Annotated in this window: 18 protein-coding genes; 17 read left to right on the plus strand and 1 reads right to left on the minus strand. The window is 33.4% G+C overall.

What is annotated here, in order from left to right; translation table 11 throughout:
- Positions 1-104 precede the first annotated feature (104 nt).
- From Q3907_RS02420 to Q3907_RS02465, 10 genes are all read left to right on the plus strand, one after another.
- Complete coding sequence (locus Q3907_RS02420) at positions 105-869, plus strand: Cof-type HAD-IIB family hydrolase (protein WP_295643266.1); 765 nt, start codon at positions 105-107, stop codon at positions 867-869.
- 16 nt (positions 870-885) lie between these two features.
- Positions 886-1,737, plus strand: coding sequence for an aldose 1-epimerase family protein (locus tag Q3907_RS02425; protein ID WP_301897065.1), 852 nt, complete (start codon positions 886-888; stop codon positions 1,735-1,737).
- A gap of 139 nt (positions 1,738-1,876) precedes the next feature.
- Entirely contained in the window at positions 1,877-3,055 is a 1,179-nt protein-coding gene (locus Q3907_RS02430) for an SIS domain-containing protein (protein ID WP_295643260.1), read from the plus strand.
- A 23-nt stretch (positions 3,056-3,078) separates the two neighbouring features.
- Positions 3,079-3,510 carry a PTS galactosamine/N-acetylgalactosamine transporter subunit IIA gene (gene agaF / locus Q3907_RS02435; protein WP_003863844.1) on the plus strand — a complete coding sequence of 144 codons (432 nt, stop codon included), beginning with the start codon at positions 3,079-3,081 and terminating at the stop codon, positions 3,508-3,510.
- Positions 3,511-3,607: 97 nt separating this feature from the next.
- Complete coding sequence (locus tag Q3907_RS02440) at positions 3,608-4,774, plus strand: M20 family metallopeptidase (protein WP_301897066.1); 1,167 nt, start codon at positions 3,608-3,610, stop codon at positions 4,772-4,774.
- A gap of 239 nt (positions 4,775-5,013) precedes the next feature.
- Positions 5,014-5,490, plus strand: coding sequence for a PTS galactosamine transporter subunit IIB (gene agaB, locus Q3907_RS02445; protein ID WP_295647365.1), 477 nt, complete (start codon positions 5,014-5,016; stop codon positions 5,488-5,490).
- 23 nt (positions 5,491-5,513) lie between these two features.
- Positions 5,514-6,305 carry a PTS sugar transporter subunit IIC gene (locus tag Q3907_RS02450; protein WP_117570702.1) on the plus strand — a complete coding sequence of 264 codons (792 nt, stop codon included), beginning with the start codon at positions 5,514-5,516 and terminating at the stop codon, positions 6,303-6,305.
- Positions 6,295-7,173 (plus strand): PTS system mannose/fructose/sorbose family transporter subunit IID, encoded by an 879-nt coding sequence (locus Q3907_RS02455; RefSeq protein WP_301897067.1) that lies wholly within the window; start codon positions 6,295-6,297, stop codon positions 7,171-7,173. The genes Q3907_RS02450 and Q3907_RS02455 overlap by 11 nt, the downstream gene beginning before the upstream one ends.
- Positions 7,174-7,313: 140 nt before the next feature.
- Positions 7,314-7,895: a hypothetical protein gene (locus Q3907_RS02460; protein ID WP_301897068.1), complete on the plus strand. Its 582-nt coding sequence runs from the start codon at positions 7,314-7,316 to the stop codon at positions 7,893-7,895.
- 10 nt (positions 7,896-7,905) lie between these two features.
- Positions 7,906-8,454, plus strand: a complete 549-nt coding sequence (locus tag Q3907_RS02465; protein WP_301897069.1) for a hypothetical protein — start codon at positions 7,906-7,908, stop codon at positions 8,452-8,454.
- A 66-nt stretch (positions 8,455-8,520) separates the two neighbouring features.
- Here the strand turns inward: Q3907_RS02465 and Q3907_RS02470 are convergent, their stop codons facing one another.
- Entirely contained in the window at positions 8,521-9,846 is a 1,326-nt protein-coding gene (locus tag Q3907_RS02470) for a class II D-tagatose-bisphosphate aldolase, non-catalytic subunit (protein ID WP_301897070.1), read from the minus strand.
- A 189-nt stretch (positions 9,847-10,035) separates the two neighbouring features.
- On the opposite strand from Q3907_RS02470, the gene nagB reads away from it, so the two are divergent.
- The 7 genes from nagB to Q3907_RS02505 all read left to right on the plus strand — a co-directional run bounded on the left by nagB (position 10,036) and on the right by Q3907_RS02505 (position 16,615).
- Entirely contained in the window at positions 10,036-10,755 is a 720-nt protein-coding gene (nagB, locus tag Q3907_RS02475) for a glucosamine-6-phosphate deaminase (protein ID WP_118011704.1), read from the plus strand.
- A 69-nt stretch (positions 10,756-10,824) separates the two neighbouring features.
- On the plus strand, positions 10,825-11,574 hold the full coding sequence (srtB, locus tag Q3907_RS02480) for a class B sortase (RefSeq protein WP_301897074.1): 750 nt from the start codon (positions 10,825-10,827) through the stop codon (positions 11,572-11,574).
- A gap of 29 nt (positions 11,575-11,603) precedes the next feature.
- Positions 11,604-12,686 (plus strand): undecaprenyldiphospho-muramoylpentapeptide beta-N-acetylglucosaminyltransferase, encoded by a 1,083-nt coding sequence (gene murG, locus Q3907_RS02485; RefSeq protein ID WP_301897075.1) that lies wholly within the window; start codon positions 11,604-11,606, stop codon positions 12,684-12,686.
- A 1-nt stretch (position 12,687) separates the two neighbouring features.
- Entirely contained in the window at positions 12,688-13,587 is a 900-nt protein-coding gene (murB, locus tag Q3907_RS02490; RefSeq protein ID WP_301897076.1) for a UDP-N-acetylmuramate dehydrogenase, read from the plus strand.
- Positions 13,581-14,564: an OCRE domain-containing protein gene (locus Q3907_RS02495; protein WP_367881490.1), complete on the plus strand. Its 984-nt coding sequence runs from the start codon at positions 13,581-13,583 to the stop codon at positions 14,562-14,564. The genes murB and Q3907_RS02495 overlap by 7 nt, the downstream gene beginning before the upstream one ends.
- Positions 14,565-14,619: 55 nt before the next feature.
- Entirely contained in the window at positions 14,620-14,979 is a 360-nt protein-coding gene (locus tag Q3907_RS02500; RefSeq protein WP_003863857.1) for an Asp23/Gls24 family envelope stress response protein, read from the plus strand.
- Between the two features lie 10 nt (positions 14,980-14,989).
- The gene (locus tag Q3907_RS02505) at positions 14,990-16,615 is read left to right on the plus strand and encodes a DAK2 domain-containing protein (RefSeq protein WP_295759795.1); all 1,626 of its coding nucleotides are present in this window, start codon (positions 14,990-14,992) and stop codon (positions 16,613-16,615) included.
- Positions 16,616-16,816: the final 201 nt, after the last annotated feature.

Consider the following 16,816-nt stretch of genomic DNA (forward strand, 5'->3'; position numbering starts at 1 on the left):
AAAGAGATTGTAATCACATTAATAAGTATAGAGAGTCAATGTGAATTTATTATTAAAAATCGAAAATTCTTTTAAAAAAATTAGAAAGAGGATATTATTAAGTTATGAACGGTTATTTTTTTGATATGGATGGAACACTTTATAATAACAAGTTCCATGAAGTGAGTGAAAAAACATTTAAGATGTTAAATGAACTACAAAGACAAGGGCACTTTGTAGCTTTATGTACAAGTCGTTGTCAATCGGAATTACAAAATCTTCCTTCTTGTATGCGAAATTTTCAATTTGATTGTATGATCAGTGATGGTGGTGCTTTGATTTTGGATAGACATAAAGAAGTTCTTGAAATGAATTGTATTTCTAAAGCCACAATGAAAACTATAGATTCTTTTTGTAAGGAACATAATCTAGTGTATCGTTATAGTACAAGGAATGGAAATTATTTTGGTACGCCGTATTCGAAGTATGCACATGATATCTATTTTCATTTGTATTTAAATAGTCCAATATTTAAACTATATGAGAATGATGATGTATTAAATCTTCTTGTCTTTTGCGAAGGAAAAGATAAAGAAAAATTTAGGCCTTTGATCAAAGATTTGGGTATTGTAGAATTTTTTGATTGTTTTGAGATTCGTGCTAATCAAATTGATAAGGCAACGGCTGTTAAAAAAATTATGGATTATCATAAGTTTGATACAACATATTGTTTTGGGGATGGAACAAATGATGTGGATATGTTGAAAATGGCGGATGTTGGTGTTGCGATGGGTAATGCGTGTGATGCATTAAAAGAAGTTAGTGATGTTGTGATTGGAAAAGTGGATGAGGATGGCATCTACAATTACTTAATGGAAAATAAAAGCTGAATAGGAGGAGAATAAGATGGCTTATATTTTAGAGAATGATGTATTGAAGTTGGAGTGTACTCAAAAGGGTGGTGAAATGTTACACCTAGTAAAGAAGAGTATACAAAGAGAAACATTATATCAAGGAGATCAGGGGTGGTCTGGAAGAAATCCTTCTCTATTTCCAATGGTAGGAAATACGTATACAAAGGATTATGAAATTGATGGAAAAAAATATGCAATGAAAAATCATGGCTTGATTCGTTATGCGACTTTAGATGGTGAAAGTAAAGAAGATAAACTTGTATTTAGCTTGGATGCAAACGAGGAAACGTTAGCTCAATATCCTTTTAATTTCCATTTTGAGATTGGATATAAATTGGATGGAAACAAAGTATTGATCAATTATCATATTAAGAACAATGATGAAAAGGATATGCCTTTTGGGTTTGGCTTGCATCCTGGATTTAAATTGGATGATGAATTTTCAACATATACTTTAGAATTTGAAAAAGAAGAAAACGTAAAACAATTGTTGTTTGATCCTAGCTACGAAAAGAATGTGGAGTATCAGGATGTTGCGTTTAAAGAATGGAAATTGTCTAGAAATGATGTGAAGAAGTATGCGACGATTATTTATAAAGATTTAAAATCAATTTTTGTGACTTTAAAACATGGAGATGATGAAGTTGTTCGTGTATCGATTGAGGGATATCCATATTTAGCTTTATGGACACATGATAGTGAATCGGATTTCTTATGCATTGAACCATGGTATTCGCATGGTGATTTTGAAAAGGAAACACCGGATTTTTATCATAGAGAAGGAACTGTGATTTTAAAGCCAAATGAAGAGTGGTCTTGTTCATATTGGATTGAGGTGCTTTAAGAAGGAGAAATCCTTCTTTTTTAGTGTAAATTTGTATTTTTAAAGAACAAATTTACACTTTTTAGTTTACTTTCATCCAAAATCTTTTATTTTAGTTAAAAATAGTTATAATGAAATTAGTTCAAAAGGAGAAAGAAAAATGTTCGGAAAAGAAAAATCAACTTGGGAAGAATTAAGTGGTATTTTTACTGCACAGGAAATTTACCAACAACCTGCTACTTGGGCTAAAACAATTGCTCAAATTAAAAATGAAAAGGAAGCTCTTAAAAAATTCATGGAACCTGTATTAAGTGATCCAGATTGTGATATCGTATTTACAGGTGCTGGAACTAGTGAATATGTAGGTAATGCTTTATATTCATACGTTAACCGTTATACTGGTTACCATGCAAAATCATATGCTTCTACAGATTTAGTAGAAACTCCAGAAAACTATTTATCAAGAAATAAAAAGACTTTATTAGTGAACTTTGGTCGTTCAGGAAACTCTCCTGAAAGTGTTGGTTCAGTACAAGTTGCTGATGAAGTATGTAAAGAAAATGTTTATCATTTATTCATTACATGTAACAAGGATGGAGCTTTAGCAAAAGCAGCTGCTACTCGTGACAATGCTTATGATATTAACTTGACACCTGAAACTCATGACCAATCATTTGCGATGACTTCAAGTTTCTCTAACATGATGCTAGCTGCATTATTATGTTTCCGTCTAGATGATATCGATGAAGCTGCAAAAGAAATGGAAAGTGTTATTGCACAAGGTCAAAAATTTGTTGATGAAGGATACAAAGTATGCGAAGATTTAGTAGCTGACTTTGCAGAATTTAACCGTATTGTTTATTTAGGTGCAAACACATTGAAGGGTATTGCTCAAGAAAGTCAATTAAAAATTTGTGAATTGACTGCGGGTACTGTTACAACTACATTTGATAGTCCAATGGGATTCCGTCACGGACCTAAATCAGTTATCAATGATGAATGTTTAACAGTTGTTTATTTATCAGATGATGAATATCAAAGACAATATGAATATGACATTATTAAAGAAATGAGTGGACAACGTAAAAAGAATCGTTTAGTTGCTGTTTCTAGTCATGCAGATGCTGAAATCGAAGGATTAGTAGATACATTCATCAACTTTGATTTAGATGCACCAAAAGATAATATTTTCTTAGGATTTGACTATATTTTAGTTGCTCAAGTTATCGCATTATTTAAATCATTGAGCTACAAGATTACACCAGACAATCCATGTCCAACAGGTGAAGTAAATCGTGTTGTTAAGGGTGTAACTATTTACCCATATACTGCAAAGTAAAAATTTAGAGGAGAAAAAAGAAGATGATAGGATTAATTGTTACTGGTCATGGTCACTTTGCATCTGGCTTAACTACAAGTTTAAACTTGATTGCTGGAGATGCAAAAGATTATGTTGCTGTAGATTTTGAGGCTACAGATTCAACGGATGATTTAGCAAAAAAATTAACAGACGCTATGGATTCATTAAAAGACTGCGAAGGAATCATTGTATTAAGTGATTTAGCTGGTGGTTCTCCATTCAAGACGGCTGTTGAAATTGGTTTCCCAAGAGGAAATGTAGAAGTTGTTGCAGGTACAAACTTAGGTATGTTAGTAGAAATCAACTTAACTCGTACTTTCTCAGAAGATGTACATGCTTTAGCTGAATCTGCATGCAATGTTGGAAAAGACCAAGTTATGCGTTATGTATTCCAACACATTCAACAAAACGACGATTTATCAGATGGTATCTAATAATTAAGCTAGGCTTTTGCCTGGCTTTTTCTTTTGTAAAAACTTTTCAAATGTTTGAAAATGCGGTATGATATTTTCACAAATGGAGGTATTTAGAATGGATTATAAAGGAAAAATTGAAGCATCTATTCAAGAACATTTAGATGCATATATGGAAATTGTAAAAACATTATATGATAATCCGGAGACTGGTTTTCAGGAATATGAAACACAGAAGGTATTGGTGAAATATTTAAAAGATGCAGGCTTTGATGTAAAGTCTAGCGTAGTGGTTGATACAGATTTTGTGGCTGAATATAAATCTGGTAAAGAAGGACCAACTATTGCCTATATGTGTGAGTATGATGCACTACCAGAAGTTGGACATGGATGTGGTCATAACTTAATTGCAGGGATTGGTATTGCGGCTGGTGAAGCTTTAAAGAGTGTTATAGATGAAATTGGTGGAACCGTTCGTGTTGTGGGTACGCCTGGTGAAGAAAACTTTGGTGGAAAAGTAAAAATGAGTGAAGCTGGTGTATTTGATGATGTAGATGCCGCTTTAATGGTACATCCAAGTACTGAAAATGGAGTTGGATCAAGATCATTGGCTATTTTACCTATCAAATATGAATTCTTTGGTAAGAATGCGCATGGATGTCGTCCTCAAGAGGGTCACAGTGCATTAGATGCAGCGATTAGTACATATACACAGATTTCAATGTTACGTCAATTTGTGACTCCAGGATCATATATTCATGGAATTATTCGAGATGGTGGTTTAGCTGCCAATGTAATTCCTGCTTATGCAAGTATGGAGTATTATTTTAGGGCACCTACAATGGCTTATTGTAAAGAAATTGCGGCTCGTGCTGAAGATTGTGTAAAGGGTTCTTGTATTGCAAGTCAAACAACTTATAAAACAAGTATGTATGAATGTCCTTATGAAGATACAAAAATCAACTATACTTTAGCTGATATGTTGACAGAAAAATATAAAGAACTAGGTGTAGAACAGATTAATCCAGTGGATGAAATTCCATGTGGTTCTACAGATGTTGGAAGTGTAAGCTATGTTTGTCCGACAATTCAGGGAACGATTAAGATTGCCGATTGTACGGTGGCTGGTCATTCTAAAGAAATGGCGGCTGCAACAATTAGTGAAGATGGAAAAACTGGATTAGTAACAGCGGCTACAGCGATTGCGTTAATTGGTTTAGATTTGATTACTGAACCTGAAAAGTTAGAAAAAGCAAAAAAAGAGTTTGAAAAAGGGACATGCTAATTAGCATGTTCTTTTATTTTGTGAAAAGGTTTTCAAAATGGATTTTTAAACCGATTTTGTGATAATTATGTTATTTTTTTTGCCAATTTTTATAATTGTTAGTGATAAAAAATAAAAAAATACTAAAAAGTGCAAACAATTTCTTAAAATGTGTAAAGAAATTATGAATAGAAAATGTATAATATAGTCAAGATAGTTATTCTTTAAAGAAGAAAGCGCTATCAGGAAGGAGAGAGAATATGCCAAATATCTTATTAACAAGAATCGACAATCGTTTGATTCACGGTCAAGTTGCAACTCAATGGAGTGGGGTTCTAGGAGCTAACTTATTATTAGTTGCAAATGACGCTGTTGCAAATGATGAATTCCGTCAAGGTTTGATGAACATGGCTGCTCCAGCTTATGCTCAGACTCGTTACTTCTCAATTCAGAAGACAATCGACATTATTGGAAAAGCAAGCCCTGCTCAAAAGATCTTCATCATTTGTGAAACCCCTCAAGATGTATTACGTCTAGTTGAGGGTGGTGTTCCAATTAAAAAATGTAACATTGGAAACATGCACATGTCTGAAGGTAAACGTCAAGTTGCTACTACAGTAGCTGTAAATGACGAAGATGTTGCTGCATTCAAGAAATTGCAAGAATTAGGTGTTGAATTAGAAATTCAACGTGTGCCTGACATCGCACCTGAAGATATTAATAAACTTTGGAGCTAATCCAAAAAAGGAGAAAATGAAAAATGAATATTGTAGAAATTGTGTTATTGGCAATTGTAACATTCTTCTTTGCCATCGACCAATTCTCATTAACTGAAATCGTTTATCGTCCTATCATTGCTTGTCCAATTATTGGTGCAATCTTAGGTGATGTAAACACTGGCTTAGTTGTTGGTGGTACATATGAGTTAATGATGGTTGGTAACATGCCAGTTGGTGGAGCACAGCCTCCTAACGCTGTATTAGGATCAGTTGTTGCTATGATTTTCGCTGTTAAAGCAAAAATGGACATTAATGCTGCTTTAGGAGCTTGTATGATTTTCGCTACATTCGGACAATACGTTGTAACATTAACATTTACAATCATGTCTGGTTTAATGGCTAAAGCTGATAAAGCTGCTAATGAAGCTAACCCTAAAGGAATTACAGCTGTATGTAATACTTCTATGGCTATCTTAGGTACTTTATTTGCTGTAATCGCTATTTTAGCATATGTTGGTGGAACTGCTGCTTCTGGTGCTTTACAAAGCTTAAGTGAAAACGCAAGCTGGTTCATGGGTGGTTTAAGTGCTGCCGGTGGAATGATGCGTTTCGTAGGTTTCGCTGTATTGTTAAAGATTATGCTTTCTAACGACTTGTGGGGATGGTTACTAGGTGGTTTTGCAACTGCATTACTATTTGGTAACGTTGAAGCTACAGCTTCTGCTTGCTTGATCTTAGTTGCATTCATCGGTGTTGCAATCGCATTATTAGACTTCAAGATTACTTCTATTGAAACAAAAGCTGCGCAGGGAGGTGTAAGTGATGGAATCTAATGCAATGACTTCTTACAAGGATACTACTCCTGCTGCAAGATTAGATAATCAAACTTTAAATAAAATGGTATGGCGTTCTTGCCAATTACAAGCTGCGTTCAACTACGAACGTATGCAATCTGCTGGTTGGTTATGGGCTATTTTACCAGGTTTGGAAAAAATCCACACAAATAAAGATGACTTAGCTGCATCTATGACTCACAACATGGATTTCCTTAATACTCACCCATTCTTCGTAACATTCGTTATGGGTATCGTATTATCAATGGAACAACAAAAAACAGATATTCAGACAATTCGTTCTGTACGTATCTCAACTGCTGCTCCATTAGGTGGTATTGGTGATGCATTGTTCTGGTATACATTAATTCCTATCACTGCTGGTTTAACTGCAACCATGGCTATTGATGGAAGTATCATGGGACCAATCTTATACTTCGTTATCGCATTCGGTGTTGAAATGGTATTACGTTATGCTTTAATGTACTGGTCATACAACTTAGGTTTAACTGCTGTTAAGATGATGACTGCTAACGCTAAAGCATTCACTCACGCTGCTAGTGTATTAGGTGTATTCGTTGTTGGTGCTTTAATTTCTAACTATGGTGGTGGAACTAAATTAGGTATCTCAATCGCTAATGGTGAAGGTGATCCAATTGTTATCCAAAACTACTTAAATATGATTTTACCTTGCTTAATCGCATTCGCATTCACTATGATGTGCTATACATTGATTAAAAAGAAAAACTGGACTCCAGTAAAATGTATCGCATTATTCTTAGTAATCGGTATCGTTGGTGCTGCATTCGGTATCTGGGCAGGTTCATATCAACCTCTAGTACCAGTTCCATGGTCAGTAGTTGCGTAGGCTAATCTAACGAAGTTAGAATATTTTCTCTCAAATATAAGGTTGTAACGGATTATATCCTTACAACCTTTAATTTTATTTTTAGCTCATTAAATATTATAATTTAATGGTTTAAAAATGAAATTAAGGAGGTACAAATTATGGCTGATAAAAAATATCCAGTTCTTTATGCAACAAGTGTTAAAGGAACAATTTTTAGACATTGTGGAATTTATAATACAATTTATTTTAATATATATAATAATAAGGAATTAGAGGATAAACCTTATTATTTAGAATATATGGAAGAGACAAGAGAAGAAGTTTATAAGGCAATCCAGAATAAATTTACAATGTCTCAACCATTAAAAGTGACAAATGATCATAAGGTTTTCATTATTTTTAGAAGCAATGTTGATATGCGTGATGTGAAAACTTTCTGTAAAATGATGCTACAAGAATTGGAATATTTTACGGAAGGTGTGCACAAAGCGGATTATGCAGAATTAGAAACGATGTTTATGGAGATTGGGCGTGCTCCTACTTTTATGAAAGCTTCAAAAGTTGGAGAGAAGTTGACACAAACAGATATTCTTGACAAAATAATGGTACGCATGGATGGTCATGATCAACCTCAGGATAATGGTTGCTTGACACCATATACGGATTATGTTGATTTTAAAGAGGAAGAAAAACGACAAAATCTTAAAAAAGAAGAACTCGAAGAAGTAGTTGAGTGGTAAGGAGATATTTATGGCACAAGGTAGAAAAACAAGACAAAAACAACAAGCAGATTTAAAAGGAAGTGTATCTGGTTGGCACGTTTATAAAGATGATCGTGGAAGAGCTGTTTATTATGATGTATTCTCAAAAACAGGATATATCTTGGCAAACAATGAAGAAAGATATAAACAATTTAGTATGCGCTTTGTGATGGGACTTATTGGATTTATCTTGATATTGATGTTTAACATGCCAATCTGGTTATGTGCTTTAGCAGGTGTTGGTGTATACGCTTTCTTAGAATTTAGATTTAGAAAGTTTTTAGCAACTTTACCTCGTATTGAAAACTTTAAGTGTAATGATAAAATGAAGAGTGAAGCTTCAATTAAAACATTAGAAACAAATAAAGTGATTTTAAAGATGGTTTTATTAATAGCTTTATCTGTATTGATTGTACTAAATGCACTAAATGAACGCTATACAGGTTGGATGTTATATTTGAATTATGTGATTAGTGCATTAACATTAATCTTTGCGTTATACCATGCAAAAGAATTAATCTCTAGAAAGAGTAAGTAAAAGGTTCGGTTGAACCTTTTTTTGTTGCATAAAAAAATGCGCATCTTTAAGATGCGCACATTGACATTAACGAACTAATTCTTCTTGGTGACTAGCGTAAGTGTATTCTTCAATCGTATACATAACGCGAGCTTTAATTAAATCTTCAGGTGTATTGTTCAATTTACCTTCACGTACCAATGTATATTGGAAAGGCATATATTGACTTAGCAATGGTAATGGTACTGGGTGTTCTTTTAAGTTTGCCAATAATTTAGCTAAAGCATTTTTAACATTTTCCTGTGGTAAATAATAACGGCAACGATCAGAGAATGAATATTTACGTTTGAATGCAATTTCATTTTCTGTTCCATGATAATATGGAGCCCATTTACCTGGGTTTGCTAACATGGCTTTGTCTAATTCTTCACGGAAGTGACTCGTTTCAAATCCGTAAACAGCAGCCAATTCTTCTTCAATCATGCATAATGCGAAGATTCCTTCACGAGCGGCATAAGTAAGTCCTGGACCTACTTTTAAGATTCCAACACCATCTTCTACTAATTCACGTAATTTGTATTTAGTTTGATAATCAGTTGAGTGTCCTTCAAATACTAATTTGTCAAAATCTTTAATGCTTGCCATTAAATCTTTAGCACGTTCACGATCGTATTCTTCACATCCAGCATCTTTTTCTTCAACACCAGGTTGAACTACAGCTGCAATTACGTGGTTCCAAGCATCTGCGATTCCCATATCATCAAATGCTTTTTCAAATGTAGCTACAGTACTCTTGAAGTCTTCAGGTTTTGTAACTTGCATACCAGCATTTTCTTCTTGTGCTCCACCAGGAATTGGTACTTCACTACCTACAATATATACAGGGTGAATAGCTTCTGGATTTTCTTGCAGTAATTCTTGATAAGCTTCTTCACATACTTTAGCTAAAGTAGCACCACGACGAGCGATAGTTTCATCACTTAAACGAGTGTTTGGATCATCATCGGCAACCTTCATACTTGTATCAATATGAATTTTAGTAAATCCAGCACGTACATAGTCATGAACTAATGTTTTTGCGTATTCCATCGCTTCAGCTTCTGATTTGTTTGAAACTGTTAATGGTCCTAAGTGATCACCACCTAAGAAAATACGATCACTAGATAATCCAGCTTCTTTTGCTTTTTCATGGCAGAAGTTGAAGAAATCTTGAGGTGTCATTCCAGAGTAACCACCATTTTGGTCTACTTGGTTTGCTGTTGATTCAATTAAAACACATGAATCTTGCTTTTTTGCGGTTTCCATCGCGGCTTCAATTACGAATGCATTACTTGAACAGCATGAATAGATAGCTACGGCTTTACCTTCTTTTTGTTTTTTTACAATGTTTAATAATGGATTTTGTTTAGGCATTATATGTCCTCCTTAACTAATTTTATTATACAGTATATTTAACTTTTTTTCTCCTTTTTGACATAAAGTCAATTAAAAAGTGCAAATATTACTAATTTGTTAAAAATGACAAAAGCATTACTAAAATGTTTATTTTATTTTGAAAGCGCTATGCTATAATAATAGAAGAGATATATGGAGGAGATACAAATGAAAGTTATTGTATGTGAAAATTATGATGAAATGTCAGCTAAGGCATTTGGTGTCATGAAAGAATTGTTGGATGCAAAAAAAGATGCTGTATTAGGATTGGCTACAGGATCTAGTCCGGTTGGATTATATAAAGAAATGATCCAATACCACAAAGATGGATATAGCTATAAAGATATTAAATCTTATAACTTAGATGAATATGTTGGAATCGATCGTAAAGATCCTCAATCTTACTATACATTTATGTATGAAAACTTATTCAAAGATATCGATATCGATTTGAATAACACACACGTTCCTTATGGAAATACAGAAGCAGATTGTAAAGCTTATGAAGATGCTTTAAGTGAAGTATCTATTGATTTACAGGTATTAGGAATTGGACAAAATGGTCACATTGGATTCAATGAACCTGGTACTCCATTTGAAGAATTAACACACATTGTTGATTTGACAGAAAATACTCGTGAAGCAAATGCTCGTTTCTTTGATAATGATATCAACAAAGTTCCAACACAAGCTATTACAATGGGAATTGGAACAATTATGAAATCTAAAAAAGTATTATTAGTGGCAAATGGCGAAAATAAAGCAGATGCAGTGAAAGCTATGATTGAAGGACCAATCGATACAGCATGTGCTGCAAGTGCATTACAAAACCACGCAGATGTAGTTGTTGTATTAGACAAAGCGGCTGCTAGCAAATTAAGCAAATAATTATATTTGTCTTTGTAGGGTAGGGAATTCATTTCTCTATCCTTTTTATTTGTGTTAAAATGAACATGTATGAAAAAATGGATATATAGAATTCTTTTAGTTGTTTGTCTTTGTGTTTTTGGATATAGTGCATATAATTTATGGGATATTTATTCACAAAAACAACAAGTAGAAAATGAAACTAAACAATTAGAAAAAAATGCAATCAAAAAAAAGGACAATGAAGAAAAGCAAGTGTTAGATCCGGATTGGAGTAAACTTAAAGCGGAAAATGAGGATATTGTAGCATGGATCTATGTTCCTGATTGTGATATTTCTTTTCCTGTGATGCAAACAAAAGATAATCAATTTTATTTGAATCATACTGTGAGTAAAGAATATAATGATAGAGGTTCGATTTTTTTGGATGCAAATGCGAATGCACAATTTCAAGATGATAATTCAATTATATATGGACATTCTGTAGAGGGTGGAGGTATGTTTACCTTATTAAAAAAGTATTGTGATGAAGATTTTTTTAAGTCGCATCCAGTATTTTATTTATTAACACCAGATGCGAATTATAAGTGTCATGTTTTTACATTTGCGAAAACGACAGAAGATAGTGTATTCTATACAACGTCATTTGGTGATTATAGACAAGAGACGTTGAATTCTATGCAACAAATGTCGACTTATTTTAATGAATTAGATGATATAGATGCGAATTATGTGTCTTTGTCTACTTGTGATTTAGAATATGGATTCAATTCGAATCATCGTTTTGTCTTAACTGGCCTTATGGAAAAGACAAGTGACGATATTGTTTTAAAAGATTGATATATGATATACTTGGTGAGGTTTTTAATATGAAAATTTGTTTTGTGACAGGAGGAACAGGTGGACATATTTATCCGGCTTTAGCTTTGGCGGATAAAATGAAAGAACTTGATTCTTCAACGGAAATATTATTTATTGGAAATGATGATCGCATGGAAAAGGATTTGATTCCTCAAAATGGATATGCGTTTAAGGCTTTACACACTTCTGGATTGGTAGGAAATGCATTAAAAAAATGTATGGCTGTTTGTCAGATGTTTAAAGCAGAAGGTAAGGCAAAAAAATATTTGAAAGAATTTAAACCAGATGTAGTTATTGGTTTTGGAGGCTATGTGAGTGCACCTGTTATTATGGCAGCTCATTCTTTAGGTATCCATACTGTAATTCATGAACAAAATTCTATTGTTGGTAAGGCTAACCAGCTTGTTATGAAAAAAGTGGATGCGATTATAACTTGTTATGAGAAGTGCAATGAGGTTTTTCCTAAGGACAAGATTCACATGCTTGGAAATCCAAGAGCTACAATTGCTAAAGAAGCAAAATTTGATGAAGACTATTTTAAATCACTAGGCTTAGATATAGATAAAAAGACCATTCTTATTGTGATGGGCTCTTTAGGTTCTAGTTCAGTAAATGAATTGATGAAGAGTGCTCTAAAGGATGTTGATGATGATCTACAATTTTTGTATGTCTGCGGAAAAGATAATTCGCAAGATTTGAATTTGTTTGAAAACCAAAAAAATATTCATGTTGTACCATATGTAGATACTTTACGTATATATGGACATGTAGATGGAATGGTTTGTCGTGCAGGAGCTACTACGCTTGCAGAAGTAACAGCTTTAGGTATCCCATCTATTGTGATACCAAGTCCTTATGTGGCAAACAACCATCAATTTTATAATGCGAGCATGCTACTAAAAAAACAGGCTTGTCGTATTATTGAAGAAAAAGATTTAAATGCAGAAACGTTGCAGGGACAAATTGTTTCTTTATACGCAAATCCTGTGGTATATAAAGAAACACATGAACATGCTTTGCAGATGGGAAAACCAAATGCGGCATATGATATTATAGATTTATTAAAAAATATATGTAAAAAGGGGAAGTAATATGAGCATTAAGGATCGGTTAATGACGTATGCAGAAGTTTTAGAACATGAATCTATGAAGAAACATACAACTTTTAAGATTGGTGGCTTTGTAGATTATTATATTTATCCAAAAAATTGTACAGCTTTGATGTGTGTACTCGATATACTTGCAGAAGAAAATATTCCATATTATGTACTTGGACGTGGATCAAATGTTTTATGTTCAGATACGGATTTTCATGGTGCAATTATAAATTTAGATCGCACATTGAATGATTTTTATTTTGAACCAGATGGAATTTTAGTGGCACAAGCAGGATGTTCAATTATAAATATGGCGGTAGAAGCCATGAAAAGATCGTTGACAGGATTAGAATGGGCAAGTGGTATTCCAGGTTCTATTGGGGGATGTCTGTATATGAATGCAGGTGCCTATAAAGATAATATGGCAAATCATTTAGTGGATGTATGTGTTTTAAAAGATAATACAATTTGTTGGATGAAGAAGGATGAATTGGATTATGCATATCGCCATTCTATTTTTCAATCACATAAAGATTGGACTATTTTAGTGGGGCGTTTCCAATTAGAAAAAGGAAATCAAAATGATATTCGTGATTTAATGGATGCTAGACGTGAAAGAAGAATGAGCGCACAACCATTGGATAAGCCATGTGCAGGAAGTGTTTTTAGAAATCCAGAAGAAATTCCTGCTTGGAAATTGATTGAAGATTTAGGTTTACGTGGCCATAAAGTTGGTGGGGCTAAGGTGAGTGAAAAGCATTGTAATTTTATTGTGAATGATGATTTAACAGCTACAGCTCAAAATGTTCGTGATTTAATTCATGAAATCAAAGTCAAGGCTAAAAAAGAATATGATATTGACATGGTAACGGAAGTTGAGCAGTTATATTGGTAAGAAGAAAAGCCAAGCTAACCATTAAGCAATCAATTGTTTGGAGTATTGTTTTTATGATGGTTGCGAGTGTTTTTGTGTATTACTTTTCTGCAGATTCCCATGTCAAAGTTTTATCGTGTAAAAATAATTATTATTTATCAGATAGTGAAGTCTACGATTTAGCAAATGTAAGTACAAAAACACGGCTTTATTTAATGCCTTCTATTTTATTTGAAAAAAGAGTAGAGAAGATGCCTTTTGTCGAATCATGCAAGATTTCTAAAAAAAATCGTAAACTAACTTTTGATGTGCAAGAAAAACTTATTGTCGGCTATTATGTTAACGATAATAAGAATTTTGCGCTGTGTCAGGATGGAACTTCTATTGAAATTGAAGAACAATATTTAAATATGATTGTCCATTTTCCATTGTTGTCAAATTTTAATGCCAGACAACGTAAAAAATTATGTGAACAATTTCAGAAACATAGTAAAATTTTAACTCGAGATTTAATTGAAAAGTTTGCTGAGATTGTGCCTTATAAAACGAGTTATGATAATAATATGTTTAAAATCACAATGCAAGATGGAAATATTATCTATACAAATTTAAAGAGTATAAAAATGCTTTCAAAATATCAAAGTGTATTGACTAAGTTAAAAGGACAGTCTGTTTGTCTAGTTTTAGATTCTACTCATTCTACGATTGAAAAAGTAAATTGTGATGATTTTACTTCAAAGAAAAAGGATGAGAAACAAAAAGAAAACTCAGAAGAGGAAAAAGAAGAAACACCTCAGGAGGCAGAAACTAGTGAAGATCAATCATCTGAAGCGGAATCAGAAAATGAGGCTGAGTGGGTTTATGATGAGAATACGGGAGTATATTATCATGAAGCTATCGGTATGTATTATGATCCAAATACAGGTGAATATTATGATGAAAATGGGACATATTATTATTGGGATGAGGATTCACAAAGCTTTGTAGAAGCGTATTAGGATTTGTGTTTATATTTTAAGTAGAGTATAATTAATAAAAACAGGAGGTTTTATTATGCCTATTAATAAATCAACAGAATACGGAAATATCGAAATTTCATTAGATGCGATTGCCAATTTAGCAGGTGGTGCAATTACTGAATGTTACGGTATTGTAGGTATGGCAAGCCAGAAAACATTGAAGGATGGCTGGGCAGAATTATTGAAAAAGGAAAATTACGCTCGTGGTGTTGTTGTGACACAAGATGAAACGGGTTTGGTTTTAAATCTTTATATTATCGCATTGCAAGGAATTAAATTAAGCGAAGTTGTGTATGAAGCACAAAAGCGCGTTAAATATGTATTGGAAAAGACTTTGGAAGTTAAATGTAACGCTGTAAACATTTATGTTCAAGGTGTACGTGCAGTTAAGTAGGGGTTAAAAAATGGAAAAAATCAATGGTGTATTATTTAAACAGATGCTAGAATCCGGCATGAACAATTTATCAAATCATTCAGCCGAAATTGATGCATTGAATGTTTTTCCTGTACCAGATGGTGATACTGGAACAAATATGCATTTAACTGTATCAAATGGTGTAAAAGAAGCTCTTAAAACAAATTCAGATTCTGTAAAAGATATTGCGAAAACGTTATCTCGTGGATTATTAATGGGAGCACGTGGAAACTCAGGTGTTATTACTTCACAGATTTTTAGAGGAATCTATCAAGCTGTTGAAGACTTAGATGATATGGATGCATCACAATTGGCTCATGCTTTAGTGAATGGTAGTCGTGTTGCTTATCGTGCTGTTATGCGTCCGGTAGAAGGAACGATTTTAACAGTAGTTCGCGAAGCTGCAGATTATACGTATGCATATACTACTACAGAAGAAGTAACAGACTGCATGGACGTGATGAAAAAGATGGTGGATGAAGCCAATGCTTCTTTGCAAAGAACACCTGAATTATTACCAGTACTTGCAGAAGTAGGTGTAGTTGATAGTGGTGGAAAAGGACTTTGCGTAATCTTAGAAGGTTTCCTTGCAGCTATGGAAGGTCATCCAGTTCAACTTGAAGGTTCAAAAGCAGCTGGTGAGAGTGCTCAAACAAAAGTTGAAGGTGGAGAAGAAGAATATGGATTCTGTACAGAATTTATTTTGAAGTTATCTGAAAATGGTATTCGTCATTTCTCTGAAACTAGCTTTAAAGATGAATTAGCTACAATTGGTAATTCAATTGTTTGTGTGCAAGATGAGGATTTAGTAAAAGTCCATGTTCATACATTAGAACCATTTACAGCTATTAAAATGGGACGTCGTCAGGGTCGTTTTATTAAATTAAAAGTTGAAAATATGCAAGAACAGCATGACAACATTATCGAAAAAGAAGAAGAGGAAAAAATGGCAGAACACAAAAAATATGCCATTATTACCGTAGCTCCTGGTGATGGAATCAAGAAGATGTTTACAGAACTTAGAGCTGATATTGTTGTTGGTGGTGGACAAACAATGAATCCTAGTACAGAAGATTTTGTTTCAGCTGTTGAAAAGTTGAATGCAGATCATATCTTCATTTTACCGAACAACTCAAATATTGTTTTAGCTGCAAATCAAGCTGCACAAGTATGTTCGGATCAAGATATTCATGTACTTCCAAGTAAAACAATTCCACAAGGATTAAGTGCTTGTGTTATGTTTAATCCAGATGTTGAATTAGAAGATAACTTAGCTGAAATGAATGAGGCTATTGAAAATGTTAAATCTGGGGAAGTCACTTATGCGATCAAAGACACAACATATGATGGTCTTGAAATAAAAAAAGATGAATATATGGGTATTTTTGGAAAAGATATTTGTGTATCTTGTCCAGATTGCATGGAAGCAACAAAAAAATTGTTGGATAAAATGTTAGATGATGATAGTGAACTTGTTACTTTGATTTATGGTGATACAGCTACAGAAGAACAGGCTGAAGAAATCGCTGCTTATATCGAAGATAACAGTGATGCAGAAGTTGAAATCCATGAAGGAAATCAACCAGTTTACTCATTTATTATTGGTGTTGAATAGTAAAAAAATAAGGTAATCCGCAATTAGATAGGGTCGACTAAAAGTTGGCTTCAAAAATTGTAGGGTTGAAAACCCTATGAGTGTTTAAAGGATTATTAATTAGGGAGCAGAGATGTTTGAAATCTCTGCTCCCTTTATAATGGGTGATTTGAATCTGCACGATTGAAATCAATGTATTCTGTTAACTTGTCATATAATTCT

Origin of the sequence: uncultured Holdemanella sp. (assembly GCF_958348295.1) — a bacterium.
In the GTDB taxonomy this organism is placed as follows: domain Bacteria; phylum Bacillota_I; class Bacilli_A; order Erysipelotrichales; family Erysipelotrichaceae; genus Holdemanella.